General features: G+C 38.5%; 12 protein-coding genes and 2 tRNA genes. 8 read left to right on the top strand and 6 right to left on the bottom strand.

Annotated features, from left to right (window positions below; all coding sequences use genetic code 11):
• Positions 1 to 337 precede the first annotated feature (337 nt).
• Positions 338 to 412, bottom strand: a tRNA-Asn gene (locus tag AC0QT1_RS07725).
• 186 nt (positions 413 to 598) lie between these two features.
• Between AC0QT1_RS07725 and AC0QT1_RS07720 the strand changes: the two genes are divergently transcribed.
• The 5 genes from AC0QT1_RS07720 to AC0QT1_RS07700 all read left to right on the top strand — a co-directional run bounded on the left by AC0QT1_RS07720 (position 599) and on the right by AC0QT1_RS07700 (position 6,593).
• A tRNA-Cys gene (locus AC0QT1_RS07720) sits at positions 599 to 672 on the top strand.
• Positions 673 to 882: 210 nt separating this feature from the next.
• On the top strand, positions 883 to 1,557 hold the full coding sequence (locus AC0QT1_RS07715) for a protein-L-isoaspartate O-methyltransferase family protein (protein ID WP_473201208.1): 675 nt from the start codon (positions 883 to 885) through the stop codon (positions 1,555 to 1,557).
• A 28-nt stretch (positions 1,558 to 1,585) separates the two neighbouring features.
• A complete protein-coding gene (locus AC0QT1_RS07710; RefSeq protein WP_473202026.1) occupies positions 1,586 to 2,911 on the top strand; it encodes a TolC family outer membrane protein in 1,326 nt (441 codons plus the stop codon).
• Positions 2,912 to 3,147: 236 nt separating this feature from the next.
• Positions 3,148 to 3,714, top strand: coding sequence for a DUF2497 domain-containing protein (locus AC0QT1_RS07705; protein ID WP_473201206.1), 567 nt, complete (start codon positions 3,148 to 3,150; stop codon positions 3,712 to 3,714).
• A 155-nt stretch (positions 3,715 to 3,869) separates the two neighbouring features.
• Entirely contained in the window at positions 3,870 to 6,593 is a 2,724-nt protein-coding gene (locus AC0QT1_RS07700; protein ID WP_473202025.1) for a valine--tRNA ligase, read from the top strand.
• A 1,382-nt stretch (positions 6,594 to 7,975) separates the two neighbouring features.
• Here the strand turns inward: AC0QT1_RS07700 and AC0QT1_RS07695 are convergent.
• The 5 genes from AC0QT1_RS07695 to xth form a co-directional block, all read right to left on the bottom strand.
• Positions 7,976 to 8,722, bottom strand: a complete 747-nt coding sequence (locus AC0QT1_RS07695; RefSeq protein WP_473201204.1) for an amino acid ABC transporter ATP-binding protein — start codon at positions 8,720 to 8,722, stop codon at positions 7,976 to 7,978.
• A gap of 11 nt (positions 8,723 to 8,733) precedes the next feature.
• Positions 8,734 to 9,450, bottom strand: coding sequence for an amino acid ABC transporter permease (locus AC0QT1_RS07690; protein WP_473201203.1), 717 nt, complete (start codon positions 9,448 to 9,450; stop codon positions 8,734 to 8,736).
• Positions 9,451 to 9,452: 2 nt separating this feature from the next.
• Positions 9,453 to 10,205: an amino acid ABC transporter permease gene (locus AC0QT1_RS07685; protein ID WP_473201202.1), complete on the bottom strand. Its 753-nt coding sequence runs from the start codon at positions 10,203 to 10,205 to the stop codon at positions 9,453 to 9,455.
• Between the two features lie 150 nt (positions 10,206 to 10,355).
• Positions 10,356 to 11,261, bottom strand: coding sequence for a transporter substrate-binding domain-containing protein (locus AC0QT1_RS07680; protein WP_473201201.1), 906 nt, complete (start codon positions 11,259 to 11,261; stop codon positions 10,356 to 10,358).
• A 129-nt stretch (positions 11,262 to 11,390) separates the two neighbouring features.
• Positions 11,391 to 12,173 (bottom strand): exodeoxyribonuclease III, encoded by a 783-nt coding sequence (xth, locus tag AC0QT1_RS07675; protein ID WP_473201200.1) that lies wholly within the window; start codon positions 12,171 to 12,173, stop codon positions 11,391 to 11,393.
• A gap of 498 nt (positions 12,174 to 12,671) precedes the next feature.
• On the opposite strand from xth, the gene rpsL reads away from it, so the two are divergent.
• Genes rpsL through fusA form a run of 3 tightly spaced genes read left to right on the top strand, consistent with a single transcriptional unit; the run spans position 12,672 to position 15,645 of the window.
• Positions 12,672 to 13,043 (top strand): 30S ribosomal protein S12, encoded by a 372-nt coding sequence (gene rpsL, locus AC0QT1_RS07670; protein WP_241438641.1) that lies wholly within the window; start codon positions 12,672 to 12,674, stop codon positions 13,041 to 13,043.
• Between the two features lie 18 nt (positions 13,044 to 13,061).
• Positions 13,062 to 13,532: a 30S ribosomal protein S7 gene (gene rpsG / locus AC0QT1_RS07665; protein WP_473201199.1), complete on the top strand. Its 471-nt coding sequence runs from the start codon at positions 13,062 to 13,064 to the stop codon at positions 13,530 to 13,532.
• Between the two features lie 28 nt (positions 13,533 to 13,560).
• On the top strand, positions 13,561 to 15,645 hold the full coding sequence (gene fusA / locus AC0QT1_RS07660; RefSeq protein WP_473201198.1) for an elongation factor G: 2,085 nt from the start codon (positions 13,561 to 13,563) through the stop codon (positions 15,643 to 15,645).
• Positions 15,646 to 15,706 lie beyond the last annotated feature (61 nt).

Here is a 15,706-nt window from a genome sequence, read left to right as displayed (position 1 = left end):
ACAGCTTCTTCATGAGATGATCAATGCCTATCAGGGTTTGAAGATGATGTCTTGTTTTGTGAAGTGGATTGCGTTCATTGCTTTTATGTTTGTTATCGATATTGCTCGTCTTATGGATGCGCTGGACAATATCTTCACACACCTCAAAAGGTGGGTCAGCAAAAGTTAGAGATTTTAAAACTTAAAAAACTCCCCAAAAAGTACTGCTGATTCGGAATTGAAAGAATTGCAAAGTAGTGGTAGATTTGAAAATTCTATTCCCTTGCTTTTATTTACAGGTCCCTCACTACAAAAAATATATAGAAAATCAATGAGTTATTTTAAGTGAAAAATAACGTGGCTCCCCGGGCCGGATTCGAACCAGCGACCAACCGGTTAACAGCCGGTTGCTCTACCACTGAGCTACCGGGGAATAGTGCTCAATCATTCAACTGCAAGGGCTATAGCAAAGCAATACTGATTTGCAAAGGGTAAAATTACTTTTTTTCAAAAAAATATTATAAATTGTAGAAGAAGTGAAAAAAAGAACAGAGAAAATTTCTACATCTTGACGGATGTATTGCCTTCCCTTATTGACACTTGGTGTGTTTGTTGATGAGGCCTCGTGGCGGAATGGTTACGCAGAGGACTGCAAATCCTTGTATCCCGGTTCGATTCCGGGCGAGGCCTCCAGATGATGCAAAATAAGATGGCCTTTAGGGGTAATAGAGGCAAGAAAGCAGCTTTCCTTCATGGTAAAACACTTTTACATGAAAAATATGTAATTAGAATCGAATTGTTGACTGTAGCGTATTTTTTTGTAACACCCATAGTAAAGGATTTTAGGTTCTCATTATTACCGTTTTGTTGTATTCTTGTTGTATGTAGGAGAAGAGGGTCGTTATGGTTGCAGATTTTGCAGAGCTTCGCCGCAAAATGGTTGATAATCAAATTCGTACAGTAGATGTGACGGATTTATCAGTGCTTGAAGCATTTTTAATGGTACCTCGTGAAGATTTTGTCCCAGAAGCTATGAAAGCTTTAAGCTATCTTGATACCGATATTACTATATATCCAGAGCAAAATGGGTGCCCTACATGCTATTCTATGGGACCTGCTTCATTAGCAAAATTGCTTCAGCTTGCAGCTGTAAAATTATCGGATGTTGTTTTAGATATTGGTGCAAAGAGTGGTTATTGTGCGGCATTACTTTCAAAACTTGCAGGATCTGTTGTTGCGTTGGAAAGTAATAAACTTCTTTCAGAACGTGCTTCTGAGATTTTAAAACGTAATCAGTGTGACAATGTGGTTGTGGTTCATGGACCTTTGGAGCAGGGGTATGCTGTTGGGGGGCCTTATGATTTGATTTTTATCGAAGGTTCTGTCGATTTTATTCCGGAGGGTATTTTTGATCAAATAAAAGATGGTGGACGTCTTGTTGTGGTTGAAGGACAAGGTAATTCTGGTGTTGCGCGAATCTATGTAAAAGAAGGTGGAGTTATTGCGGGGCGTCGTGCTTTTAATCTCGCTGTAAAAGGTCTTCCTAGTTTTTTTAAAACGCCTGATTTTATATTTTAGTATTTGTTTTGTTTGTAAAGATGATTTTATGGTTAGTTTGGGGTGTGTGATTGTGCATAGTGTGTTCAAAATGAATAAAAAATTTCAGGTGTTCTTGTTGCTGGTTTTAAGTGGTTTTATAGCACGGTCTGTTTGTGCTGAAACATTGATGGATGCTTTTTTTAAAGCTTATAGACACAATGCTAAATTGAATAGTGAACGTGCCGCTGTGCGTATATCAAGTGATGATGTGGTCATTGCACGGTCTGGTTTATTGCCACAAATTGAAGGGGTTGGAAGTTATGGGCGGAGTAAATCCATGGTGGGGCCCTATACAACTTCTGGATCTATAGGGATAAGGTTCAATCAAAGATTATTCGACGGTTTTATTACGCAAAATATGTTTTCTTCAGCTCAGATTAAGTTGCGGGCACAGCATGAATATTTGCGTAATGCTGAGCAAAATACATTTCTCGACACTGTAACAGCGTATGCTAATGTATATCAAGCCCGTCGTATTGCTGATCTTCGTAGAGAAAATTTGGCAGCTCTTGAAGAACAAGTTCGTTCGAATAAAGCAAAATTTGATGTAGGTGAAGGAGGGCGTGTTGATCTTTTCCAAGCGCAAGCTGCACGTTCTGTAGCTGTTTCAGAGCTAAGTCTTGCGCGTGCTGATGTAAAATCAGCTGAGGCAGTTTATCGACAAGTTATTGGTTCTGATCCTGAAAAATTAAAGCGTCCACCAATGGCAAAAAATTTACCAGTTAATCTTGATGCTGCTTATCAACTTAGCGTTGCCATGCATCCAGCAATTCTTTATGCAAAATATTTGGTTGATGCTGGACTTTACAATGTAAAAGCTAAAGAAGGGGCGTTGCTTCCTAAAGTGGATTTTTCTGCAACAGCGTCTTATAATCGGATTTACAGTGGTGATGGAGAGGATGGAGTTTCTAAATCAATAGGGGTATCAGTGAGTGTTCCCATTTTTGAAGGTGGGCGTACGTCTGCTCAAATTCGCCAATCTAGGGAACAGCTGGGGCAGGCTCATCTTCAGCTTGATTTGGCTCAGAGTAATACAAGACAGGCACTTACTTCTGCGTGGTTTCAGTTAGAGGGGGCACGCGCTTCTTTAGTTGCTTATCGTGAGAGTGTTCGTGCTGCTGAGATTGCTCTTAAGGGGCGTGTTCAAGAAAATCGTGTTGGGCAGGCGACAACATTGGATGTTTTAAATTCTCGTACTCAGTTAATTAATGCACAAATTGCACTTGCGATGGCAGAACGTAATGCTGTTGTTGCTAGCTATAGTGTTCAATCTTCCATTGGTAAATTGACTGCAAGTTATTTAGGTTTAAGAACGAGTAAATCTATCCGATAATACATATTAATCTACAAAGAGTTTTCGTTTGTAAAAGATAATATGTTGATAGGTGAGCCTATTAGAAAGTAGGGTGATTAGGTCTAGTGCTTTAAATAAAGAAAGTTGTGTGTAGCATCTTACTGGTGACAACCACGTTTGAAAATATAAGGGGAGATATGTTGATCTTATGATTCTTTTGCTTACACTAAGGATATGATTCTGTTTGTTGTTGCGTTTTTGAGAGGTTTTTAAGTATGGTACAGAGTTCAAGCGTGTTACGTGAACCAAGTATGGATGAGATTTTGACATCTATCCGTGAGATAATCGAAGAAAATGCGGTTCAATCTGATCACTTTTTAAATGAAGGTGTTGCAATGAATACCTCTGCAGATCGTTTAGAATCAGCATCGAAAGGGGGGTATGGTACAACTTTATCGGTTGATGATGCAATGAAGGCTTTAGCTGATCGTATTGGACTTTCTTCTGAGAACAAAGATTATTCGTTAACAGAAGAGAAAGAAAATATAGAGGTAGAAAAGAATACGGTTGGTGTGGATATGCAAAAAGTGAAGCTTGCTTCTGAAGAACAACGCTCTACTCATAAAACAAAAGAATATGGAGATGAGAACTCTGTATCGCAGATGGGAAATATGGCTGCTGGTCGTGTGGAATTATCTGAATATTGTATTTCTTCTGCGGAGAAGATCGCAAAGGATGTGCTGCGTCCCGCTATAGCAGAATGGTTGCAGCATCAATTGCCTGTTTTGCTGGAAAACATTTTACGTGAAGAGATTGTTAAGGCAATTAAGAAATCATCTTAGCTGGTTGTTTTATTATTATTTTTGTTATTTCCATTTATTTTTAAGTATTTTGTTTGCGGTTTTGCAGGCTCAATGTCTATAAATAAGGTTGCAGGTAATATGATCGGATTTTAGGTCATGTGCTATGCTTTTTAGCGGCGTTATGGGTGAGTAGAATGTTAGAAAAAAACTATGATGCTGCTTCGATAGAGCAGCGAGTTGCAAAGAGGTGGGAAGCCCGTGGTGCGTTTGAAGCGGGAGTCGGTTCAAAAAGTGATGCAGAATCCTTTTGTGTTATGCTTCCGCCTCCTAATGTTACTGGCTCACTTCATATGGGACATGCACTTAATACGACAATTCAAGATATTGTTGTTCGATTCCAGCGGATGCGGGGAAAGAATGTATTGTGGCAACCGGGGATGGATCATGCAGGAATTGCTACGCAAATGGTTGTTGAGCGTCAACTTGCAGAGCATCGAGAGCCAACGCGCCAAGAAATGGGAAGAGAAAAATTTATTGAGCGTATTTGGGAATGGCGTCACAAAACTGGTGGAGTTATTGCGAACCAGTTGCGTCGACTGGGGGTTTCGTGTGATTGGTCGCGTGAGCGGTTTACAATGGATGAAGGTTTATCCCAGGCTGTTCGTGAAGTTTTTGTCACGCTTTATAAGCAAGGATTGATATATAAGGATAAGCGTCTGGTTAATTGGGATCCTAAGTTGTTAACGGCTATCTCGGATCTTGAAGTTGAGCAAAAAGAAGTTAAAGGCCATTTGTGGCATTTTAGATATCCACTTGAAGGTAAAATTTTTGATCCAAGTGATGCTACAACTTTTATAACAGTGGCGACAACACGGCCAGAAACAATGCTTGGTGATACAGGCATTGCGGTTAATCCTGAAGATGATCGTTATAAGAGTCTTATAGGACAAAATGCTATTTTGCCGCTTGTTGGTCGTAAATTATTGATTGTTGGTGATTCTTATGCAGATCCTGATGCAGGAAGTGGTGCTGTAAAAATTACACCAGCGCATGATTTTAATGATTTTGAAGTAGGGCAGCGCAATAATCTACGTTTGATCAATATTTTCACAAAAAAAGCTGAGATTTTTCTGCGTGACAATGAAGAGTTTCTCGATGGTTTAGTTTTATCTGATGAATTAAAAACATTGATAGAAAATCTTGATCAGTCTGATCGTTTTCTTGCGCGCGATAGGATTGTTTCTTTGATGGAAGAGGGAGGGTATTTAGCAGCTGTTGATGATCATCCACACTCTGTTCCTCATGGAGATCGTAGTGGAGTGCCCATTGAACCATTCTTGACAGATCAATGGTATGTTCATGCTGCAGAATTAGCTAAGCCTGCGATAGAGGCTGTTCATCAAGGAAAAACGCAATTTGTTCCCGATAGTTGGAAAAAAACCTATTTCAATTGGATGCAAAATATTCAACCTTGGTGTATTTCACGCCAATTATGGTGGGGGCACCAGATACCCGCTTGGTATGGTCCTGATGGAGTGGTTTTTGTTGAAAAGAGTGAAGAAGAAGCTTTTGCTTCGGCTCTCTCTCATTACGGTGAAGTGGTTGAATTAACCCGTGATGAAGATGTTTTAGACACATGGTTCTCATCTGCTCTTTGGCCTTTTTCAACGCTAGGTTGGCCAAATAAAACGATTGAATTGGCTACCTTTTATCCAACATCTTTATCGGTTACAGGATTTGATATTATCTTTTTCTGGGTTGCTCGGATGATGATGATGGGAATTCACTTTATGGGTGAGGTTCCTTTTCCAACGGTTTATGTGCATGCTTTGGTCCGAGATCAGAAAGGAGCAAAGATGTCAAAGTCGAAGGGGAATATTATTGATCCATTAGAGCTTATTGACCAATATAGCGCCGATGCTCTCCGTTTTACTTTGGCTATTATGGCAGCGCAAGGTCGTGATATAAAACTTGATCCTTCTCGTATTGCAGGTTATCGTAACTTTGCTACAAAATTATGGAATGCTACACGGTTCGCAAAGATGAACGGTGTTAAACATGATCCAGATTTTAAGCCAGAAAAAGCAAAACTTGCGCTTAATCGTTGGATTTTAACAGAGCTCTCTAAAACTGTTTCAGCAGTAACTGCTGGTATTGAAAGTTATAAGTTTAATGAGTCTGCTAGTGTTCTTTACCGCTTCATTTGGAATACGCTATGTGATTGGTATCTGGAACTTCTCAAACCTGTATTTCAAGGTTCCAATGAAGAGGCTAAAAATGAATCTCAAGCTTGTACTGCATGGGTTTTAGATGAAGTTTATAAGATTTTGCATCCTTTTATGCCTCATATGACAGAGGAATTGTGGTCTCTTACAGAAACGCCAAGCATGAAACGTACAGATATGCTGGCGTTGGTACAATGGCCAGAAGGAATATTTGTAGATGAAGAAGCCGCGGCTGATATTAATTGGCTTATTGATGTTGTTAGTGGAATTCGCTCTGTGCGTTTTGAAATGAATATTCCGGCAGCTACGTTAGCGCCTCTTGTTATTGTAGAGGGAGGAGAAGTAACGCAAGAGCGTGTACAACGTTATGATACTCTTCTTAAAAAATTAGCACGTATTGAAACAATTCATTTCTCTGATAAAGTTCCTGCTGTATCAGCGCAAATGATTTTGCAAGAAGCAATTTTTTGCTTGCCATTGGGGCAGTTGATTGATTTGGAAGCTGAACGCGCTCGTTTGATGAAGGATATCAGTAAAATTGAACAGGATATTGAAAAAATATCGGTTAAATTAAATAATCCTAAATTTATTGCAAATGCAAAACCAGAAATTGTTGAGCTTGAGCGCAATAGGATTGAAGAATTGCACGCTGCGCAGAGAAAAATATCTGTTGCTTTAGAACGCTTAATGTAATTGAATCTTTTATTATCTTCTTCTTATAAACAACTTATTATGTTATTAACTCTCAATTTTTTATAGAGACTCTTTTTTCAATTTTATCTTCTCGTGTTTTTCATGAATGATTGTAATAAAAAATTAACAGATTTTTTGCATTTTATGCTTATAAAATAACATGTTAGCGATTTTTCTTTAAGTTTCTCACCATTCTGGCACTGGAATGGTTTCTTGACATTTTATCTATTTCAACTCTACTTTTTAGTAAATTCATTTCTCTATCGAGTTATTTTATGTTTTCATAACAAGAATATTCAAATAACAAAATATTACAGTATCAAACGATTTATTACAAAATATAAAATGATAATTGATGTTTAAAAATAAATTTGTTGTTGGTGAAAAGAAAAGAATCTTTTGAGTTGATTTTGGGACAATTCCCTTTATTCATCTTTCTGTTAGAATTCTGAGATGCAAAATATCTTTTTTCTTTATTTAAAAGGATTGTTAGTCCATACAAAGAAGTTTGTAGAAGATGTGATGTTTCAAACTAAAATAAGAAAAAAATTGTAGATGCTAAACAGGCTTAAGGCATTAGAAAAAGCCGTGATTGTTATTTTTTAAGTATACTGCTTTCTCTTGTTTATGGGATAGATGCAAATAGTATGCAGAAAGCTGCTAAGTATGCATTTTATTTTTTGAAACGTGGCATGTCTGTATAAAATGGGCAAATAAATCAGGCACTTTCAGCGTTACGTTGTGTAGGCAATAGGGGAAATTATGCAGAGGGTGATGGTATCTCTGAAGATGATTATAAGGCATACAATTTTTTGCATCTATCGTTAACAAAGATGTTTATTTGGGTTCAAAAGATGAACACTATGTTTCTGATGTATTGGTTAAACTTGCGTGTTCTATAAAAAATATTCCTCAATCCCCTGTAAAACTTATCATCTTTATATGCAAGCGGCAACAAATTATGGAAATCCTATAGCTGAGTATTATTTGGAAAAAGTTTCTATCGAGGAAACGAACAAAAAAAGTCTTGTACAGGCTAGCACATGGTTACAGCTTGCAGCAAGAAAAGGGAATCTTTATACTTAAGCAATACTGGGAAATATGTTGCTTCAGGTAGAAAAAATTGTTCGCGGTATAGCAATATTAACTGTAGCTTATAAGCTGATGTAAAAAATCGAAATTGGATTATTTGTCTTATGCAAGAGCACGCTTTCGCCCTCTGTGATGAATTTAAAAAATGTACAACAATATTACTGGCTGATGATATTAAAAAATATTATTTTTTGAATATTTGAATTATAATATTTTCAGTCTCTGATATTAGATCTTGATTTCTTATATTTGAGCTTACAATAGAGGTAGTTTTGGTTGTAATATGATCGTTAATGGTTCAAGATCTTAGATAAAAAATCCTGCGCTCGTGGTGTTCTAGCTTGTGGGTCAGAAAAGAACTCTTTGGATGAGCAGTCTTCGAGAATTTCTCCTTGATCCATGAAAATAACACGCTCAGAGACTTTTTGTGCAAATCCCATTTCATGTGTCACACACATCATCGTCATACCTTCTTCGGCTAAGCTGACCATAACATCGAGTACTTCACCTACCATTTCAGGGTCTAGAGCAGATGTTGGTTCATCAAAAAGCATAATGAGTGGATCCATCGTTAAAGCACGAGCAATAGCAACACGCTGTTGCTGCCCCCCAGAAAGTTGACCGGGATATTTATTTTTATGATCGATGAGTCCCACGCGTTCAAGATATAATAATCCGCGTTCGAGTGCTTCTTTTTTACTGCGCTTTAAGACTTTGATTTGTGCAATTGTTAAATTCTCTGCAACAGATAAATGCGGAAAGAGTTCAAAGTGCTGAAATACCATTCCCACCTGACTGCGTAATTTAGGCAAATCTGTTTTTTTTGAATGGACTGGTGTCCCGTTAATCCAAATTTCACCTTTTTGGAATGGAACAAGAGCATTAATGGTTTTAATGAGTGTTGATTTTCCTGAACCTGATGGTCCACAAACCACAACAACCTCTCCTTTGTTAATATTGGTTGTACAATTTTTAAGGACATTAATTTCGCCATACCAGTTGGAAACATTTTTTATTTCGATCATATGAGTAGTCATTTTTTTTCCTATTAGCGAATAATGGATATTTTTTTCTGGAGATATAGAACTATCTGCGACAGTGTGAAACAGATAACAAAATAGAAAAGTGCTGCCAAGATATAAGCTTCTTGCTTTACTCCAAAGTTGTTAGCAACAATATCAAAACCATTCAAAAGACTATTGCCACTGATTGCATAAACAAGCGTTGTATCCTGAAAAAGGATAATGACTTGGGTTAAAAAAACTGGCAACATATCTCTAAAGGCTTGGGGAAGAATTACAATGTACATACTTTGCCAATATGTCATTCCAAGAGCTTGTCCAGCATGTTTTTGTCCTTGCGGAATAGAATTTATACCGGCACGCATAATCTCGGCAAAATAAGCGGCTTCAAATGCGGTAAAGGTAATAAGTGCTGATTTGTTAGCTCCGATTGATGTTCCAGTTAGGAAAGGTAAAAGCACAAAAAACCACAAGATAACCATAACAAGCGGTATTGAGCGCATGGCTGTTATATAAATTATTGCAAGCCAAGAGAGCAGCTTTATAGAGGAAAGCCGCATCATTGCTAAGAGCGTGCCGAAAATCAGTCCTAATATCGTTGCAAAAATGGTCAAAAAAACACTAAACAGCAGACCTGATAGAATGTAGGAATGGAATATATCAAAAGTAAAAAATGAAAAATCGAAGTCTGAAAAATCGAAAGAAGAAAAAAAATCAAACTTGGAGGTTATGAAATTTATCATATTCAGTGTTCCTCTGTTTGAAAATTAGGAATTTTGAGAAGCTGCTCAATTATTGTCATAATGATAAATACGGATAAGGCTATAAAAATATAAAGAATCGTAACGATGAAATAGTTTTCATAAACATGGCTTACTTCTTCAATTGTTTGATATTGAAATTGCATCAGTTCATTTATTGAAACGGCGAATGCTATAGAGGAATTTTTCACAATGCCCATTGCCTCTGAGGTAAGAGGGGGCATGATTGTACGTATAGCACGCGGTAATATGATATAACGATAAACTTGGTAGGTCGTAAATCCCATAGCCATAGCAGCGTAGCGCTGTCCAGTAGGGATTGCCTCAATGCCTGAGCGGACTTGTTCCGCGATTCGAGCGGAGGTAAAAAATCCTAAGGCACATGTTATGAGCAGAATAGGTGAAAAATTCATCGCTGGTGGATAAATTTTAGGGACAACAAAATACCATAAAAACACTTGTACAAGCAAAGGAATGTTACGCATGATCTCTACCCAGATCCCCCCAAGAGCACGCAAGAAGCAACGAATCAGGGAAGTGTTTGGTAGAGTACGCATTGTTCCTATAATGATACCCAAAAATACAGCTAAGATTAATGAAGAGATTGATAATATCACTGTATTTTTTAAGCCATCAAGCAGTGTATCTAAATAGGTGTGACTTACACCAGGAGTTCCAAGGCATCCAGCCACAAATGTTTGGGTAAGATCATCTGTACAAAGGAAAGAAAAGTCCATTAATTGATATTTCCTATAATTTAGTCATCTGTAAAAGAAGATAATAAATCAGCTGTATTTCCATAAGTCACATATGCTGAATTTATTAAAAAATGAACTAAAATATAACCACACTCAATTTTCAAAGAGTGTGGCCGTTTTTTTCAAATTCTATAAATTATTTTCTGCATAGTTCTCGCGCGGTTTATTATTTGGATGTTCCCAAGCATATTTTGTCGCTTTAGATAAAGGAAGGTTGATAATCGCATTTGCGGGCGGAATTGGTTTCATAAACCATTTATCGTAAAGTTTTTCAAGTGATTCGTTTTTGATTTGGCGCACGATGCTATTGTTTATTTCTTGTTCGAAGTTTTTGTCATTTAATCGAAGCATACAAGCGATAGGTTCGACTGAAAGCACTGTATCAAGAATGATATAATCGGATGGATTTTTTGATTTAGCAATATGTCCAGCAAGAATTGAAGCATCCATAACAAATGCATCCGCACGGCCAGATTCTAACAATAAGAAGCTATCTCCATGATCCTTTCCCTTCACAACATTAAAGTGAATATTTTTTGCACGTTTATTTTGACGGATAAGTCGAACAGATGTTGTACCAGTCGTTGTCGCAACTGTTTTTCCATTTAAATCGGCAAGAGATTTAATATTAGAGTTTTTCTTTACAGCAATTCGAACTTCCTCAACATAAGTGGTATAAGCAAACGCTGCTTCTTTACCACGTGCAACATCATTCGTTGTTGAACCACATTCAAAATCATAGGTGCTGTTTTTTAGGAGAGGGATTCTATTTTGTGATGTGATGGGAAGATAATGAATTTTAATGGGTTTACCAACTTTTTTTGAAATATCATCAATAATACGCTCTGCCATTTCTGTGTGAAAACCTACATATTTATCATTACCAAGAGCATAGGCTAGACCTGATGATTCACGCACACCTAGCGTAATTTCTCCTGTTCGTTTTATTTTTTCAAGTGTATCGTTTCCTGCATGTGCCGCATGTGTGAGCCCAATAGCCGTTGCTGCAATAAATATTAGTAGCGATTTTTTCATGATGTCCTCCGTTCATTTGCAATTTTTATTCTTGTTTATTGTTTAAGATATATTGTCATGCACGGTCTAGCACATTTATATTCTTGGTGGGATATTTTTTATCTCAAAAAAATCAGATGGCATACTTTGTTAATTGAAATTAAGATGGACCCAAACGGGAATATGGTCTGATGGTTTTTGATATCCTCTTACTTCTTTTTGGCTATAAGCACAGATAAGTTGATCGACAGCTTCTGGTGATAATAGAAAGTGATCAATGCGAATTCCGTTATTTTTAAGCCATGCACCAGCTTGAAAATCCCAGAAGCTGAATGAAGGAGCTTCTGTGACATTACGAATAGCGTCATAAAAACCTAAATGAACAATACTCTGGAATGCTTGTCGTGTTTGTGGAAGAAATAAGGCATCATGATTCCACTGTTGAGGATTTTTTGCATCTAATGGAGTAGGGATAACATTATAATCACCAGCTAGAATAAGAGGTTCTTCATATGCAAGCAATGATTTTGCATGCGCGTATAATCTTTCCATCCATTCTATTTTATAAGGATATTTTTCGCTTTTGACAGGATTTCCATTTGGTAGATAAAGAGATGCAACACGAATAACGCCTTTGTTTGTTGAATAAACGGCTTCAATATAGCGCGTTTGTTCATCATTGTCATTGCCTGGTAAGCGACGGATAACTTCATCGGGTGTTTTCTTAGAGAGAATCGCAACACCATTAAAACTTTTTTGTCCATGTGTCTCTATGTGATAACCTAAGCCTTCAATTGCATCGCGTGGAAAATTTTCATCGGTACTTTTAATTTCTTGTAGACAGACTATATCAGGCTGATTTTGCTGGAGCCATTGATATAATGTTTCATGTCGTGCTTTTATTCCAGCAATATTCCACGTTACTATTTTCATGATGCTCATTTTAAATATTACATGTACAGTTTGTTAAATAACTGCGTTAAAGTGTTTTATGAATGTTTCCAAGATGCGGTTCTGTCTTTATTATGGAGAACGATAGTACTATGAGAATTTGATTTATCAAGAGTTTCGGTAAAAACCAAATTTTAAAGTCTATAATTTATTTTTTTTCATTTTTAAGAATTTTCTGTTGTTTAGTTCTTGACGAATGGATGTGTTCTCGCTATTAGGGAGTCCTGTAAACGATGTGAGAGTGATGCATAAGTTTGGATATTTATCCGGAGTTTCATTTGAACAGGTTTCATGTTAAAGATTAAAAGCAAATGCTAGTGCAAAAGGCTGTTGCCTTCTCTGCTTGTAATCGGGTGGCTGTTTATAGCGGCTGTACCCGATTTTATGTGTGAGCTTGGTTTTTGCTCCGATTTTATCGGAATGTATGAAATGAAAAGCCCAAGTGGGTGAGACGAACTTAGATCGAAAGAGGAAGGTTGCATGCCTACCGTAAACCAGTTGATTCGCAAGCCGCGTATAGTGCCTGTTAAGCGCAATAAGGTTCCTGCTCTTCAGTCGAATCCGCAGAAGCGTGGGGTTTGTACTCGCGTCTATACAACGACGCCGAAAAAACCCAATTCTGCACTTCGTAAAGTTGCTAAGGTCCGCTTAACGAATGGATTTGAGGTGATTGGTTATATTCCTGGGGAGGGGCATAATCTTCAAGAGCACTCTGTTGTAATGATTCGGGGTGGTCGTGTTAAGGATTTGCCGGGGGTTCGTTATCACATCATTCGTGGTTTGCTTGATACGCAAGGTGTCAAGAATCGTAAACAGCGTCGTTCAAAATATGGCGCAAAGCGTCCAAAATAATATTGAGAGACAAAGCCGATGTCCCGTCGCCATAGAGCAGAAAAGCGTGAAGTGAATCCAGATCCTAAGTTTGGTGATTTGGTTGTTACAAAATTTATGAATGCCATTATGTTTGATGGTAAAAAATCAGTTGCTGAGCGTATTGTTTATGGTGCGCTTGAGGTTGTAGAACAGAAGGTAAAGGCAGATCCTGTGGCTCTGTTTCATCAAGCGTTGGAGAATGTTGCTCCTCATATTGAGGTTCGTTCACGGCGCGTTGGTGGTGCTACTTATCAGGTTCCTATTGATGTACGTCCTGATCGTCGTCAGGCTCTTGCTATCCGTTGGTTGATTTCGGCGGCGCGTGGACGTAATGAGACGACAATGATTAATCGTCTTTCTGGTGAATTGATGGATGCAGCTAATAATCGCGGTTCTGCGGTAAAGAAGCGTGAGGATGTTCATCGTATGGCTGAAGCTAATCGTGCGTTTTCTCATTATCGCTGGTAGGCATATTTAAAATTTAAGGCAAGTGCAAATGGCTCGCGAATATAAAATTGAAGATTATCGTAATTTTGGTATTATGGCGCATATTGATGCCGGTAAGACCACTATGACTGAGCGTATTTTGTTCTACACGGGTAAAAATCATAAAATTGGTGAGACCCATGATGGTGCTTCTACGATGGACTGGATGGAGCAGGAGCAAGAGCGCGGTATCACGATTACATCTGCTGCTACGACAACCTTTTGGGAAGGGCGCGATGGTAAGAAGCGGCGCTTTAATATCATTGACACACCAGGGCACGTTGATTTTACAATTGAGGTTGAGCGTTCTTTGCGTGTTCTTGATGGTGCGATAGCGTTGCTCGATGCGAATGCTGGTGTGGAGCCTCAAACAGAAACGGTTTGGAGGCAGGCTGAGAAATATCGTGTACCACGTATGGTGTTCGTCAATAAAATGGATAAGATAGGTGCTGATTTTTATCGTAGTGTAGAAATGGTTGGTTCGCGGTTGGGTGCTAGGGCGCTTGTTTTACAGTTACCAATCGGCGCTGAAAATGATTTCGAGGGTGTTGTTGATCTTGTTGAAATGAAGGCTTTGAAGTGGGATGGTTCCATTGGGGCTTCGGCAGTTGTGAGCGATATTCCATCCGATTTAATGGAAAGGGCGGAAGAGTATCGTGAAAAGTTAATTGAGATGGCGGTTGAGGTTGATGAGGCTGCGACAGAGGCTTATTTGGAAGGTGTTATGCCAACCAATGAAGAGCTTGTTGCTCTTATTCGTAAGGGAACTATAGAAGTTCAGTTTCATCCGGTTTTATGTGGTACGGCCTTTAAAAATAAGGGTGTTCAGCCGCTTTTAGATGCTGTTGTTTCCTATCTTCCTTCCCCGGTTGATGTTCCTGCAATTAGTGGTGTTGATGTGAAGACTGAGGCTGAAGCGACGCGCGAATCTTCAGATGATGCTCCCCTTTCTATGCTTGCTTTTAAAATTATGAATGATCCATTTGTTGGTTCGTTGACTTTCTGTCGTATTTATTCTGGTAAAGTTCAAAAAGGTGTTTCTCTTGAAAATACAGTGAAGAGAAAGAAAGAACGTTTGGGGCGTATGCTTCAGATGCATTCAAATTCTCGTGAAGATATTGAGGAAGCGTTTGCTGGTGATATTGTTGCTCTTGCGGGGCTTAAAGAAACAACAACAGGTGATACTCTTTGTGATCCGTTAAAGCCTATCATTTTAGAGCGGATGGATTTTCCAGAGCCTGTTATTGAAATTGCAATTGAGCCAAAAACAAAGGCAGACCAAGAAAAAATGGGTATAGCGCTCAATCGTTTAGCTGCTGAAGACCCTTCATTTCGTGTGAAGTCTGATGAGGAATCTGGGCAAACTATTATAGCTGGAATGGGTGAGCTTCACCTTGATATTATTGTTGATCGTATGCGGCGTGAATTTAAGGTTGAGGCAAATATTGGGCAGCCTCAAGTTGCTTATCGTGAATCGATTACCAAAACCGCAGAAATTGATTATACACATAAGAAGCAATCTGGTGGTGCTGGTCAATTTGCTCGTGTAAAAATTATTTTTGAACCTCATGAAGGTGATGATTTCATTTTTGAGTCAAAGGTTGTTGGTGGTGCTGTTCCTAAGGAATATATTCCGGGTGTTCAAAAGGGGATTGAGAGTGTTATGGGATCAGGGCCTCTTGCAGGATTCCCAATGCTTGGTGTAAAAGCTACTTTGATTGATGGTGGCTATCACGATGTTGATTCTTCTGTTCTAGCTTTTGAAATCGCTGCTCGTGCAGCTTTTCGTGATGGGGCGAAGAAGGCTGGAGCGCAGCTTCTTGAGCCAATTATGAAGGTCGAGGTTGTGACTCCGGAAGATTATGTGGGTGATGTCATTGGTGATCTAAATTCTCGCCGTGGTCAGATTTCAGGAACTGAGGCGCGCGGTATTGCTACAGTTGTGAATGCAATGGTTCCTTTGGCGAATATGTTTGGTTATGTGAATACTCTTCGTTCGATGAGTCAAGGGCGTGCGCAGTATACGATGCAATTTGATCATTACGAGCCTGTTCCTTCGGCTGTTGCTTTGGAGATTCAAAAGAAATACGCGTGATTTTATTACGTGATTAATTTTTAACTTAGTCCTTGATTTGGACAGAAAATGGAGAGCTCAA

This window comes from Bartonella sp. P12B (genome assembly GCF_055796185.1).
The sequence above is the reverse complement of the archived record's forward strand: the minus strand, read 5'-3'. Positions and strand labels throughout refer to the sequence as shown.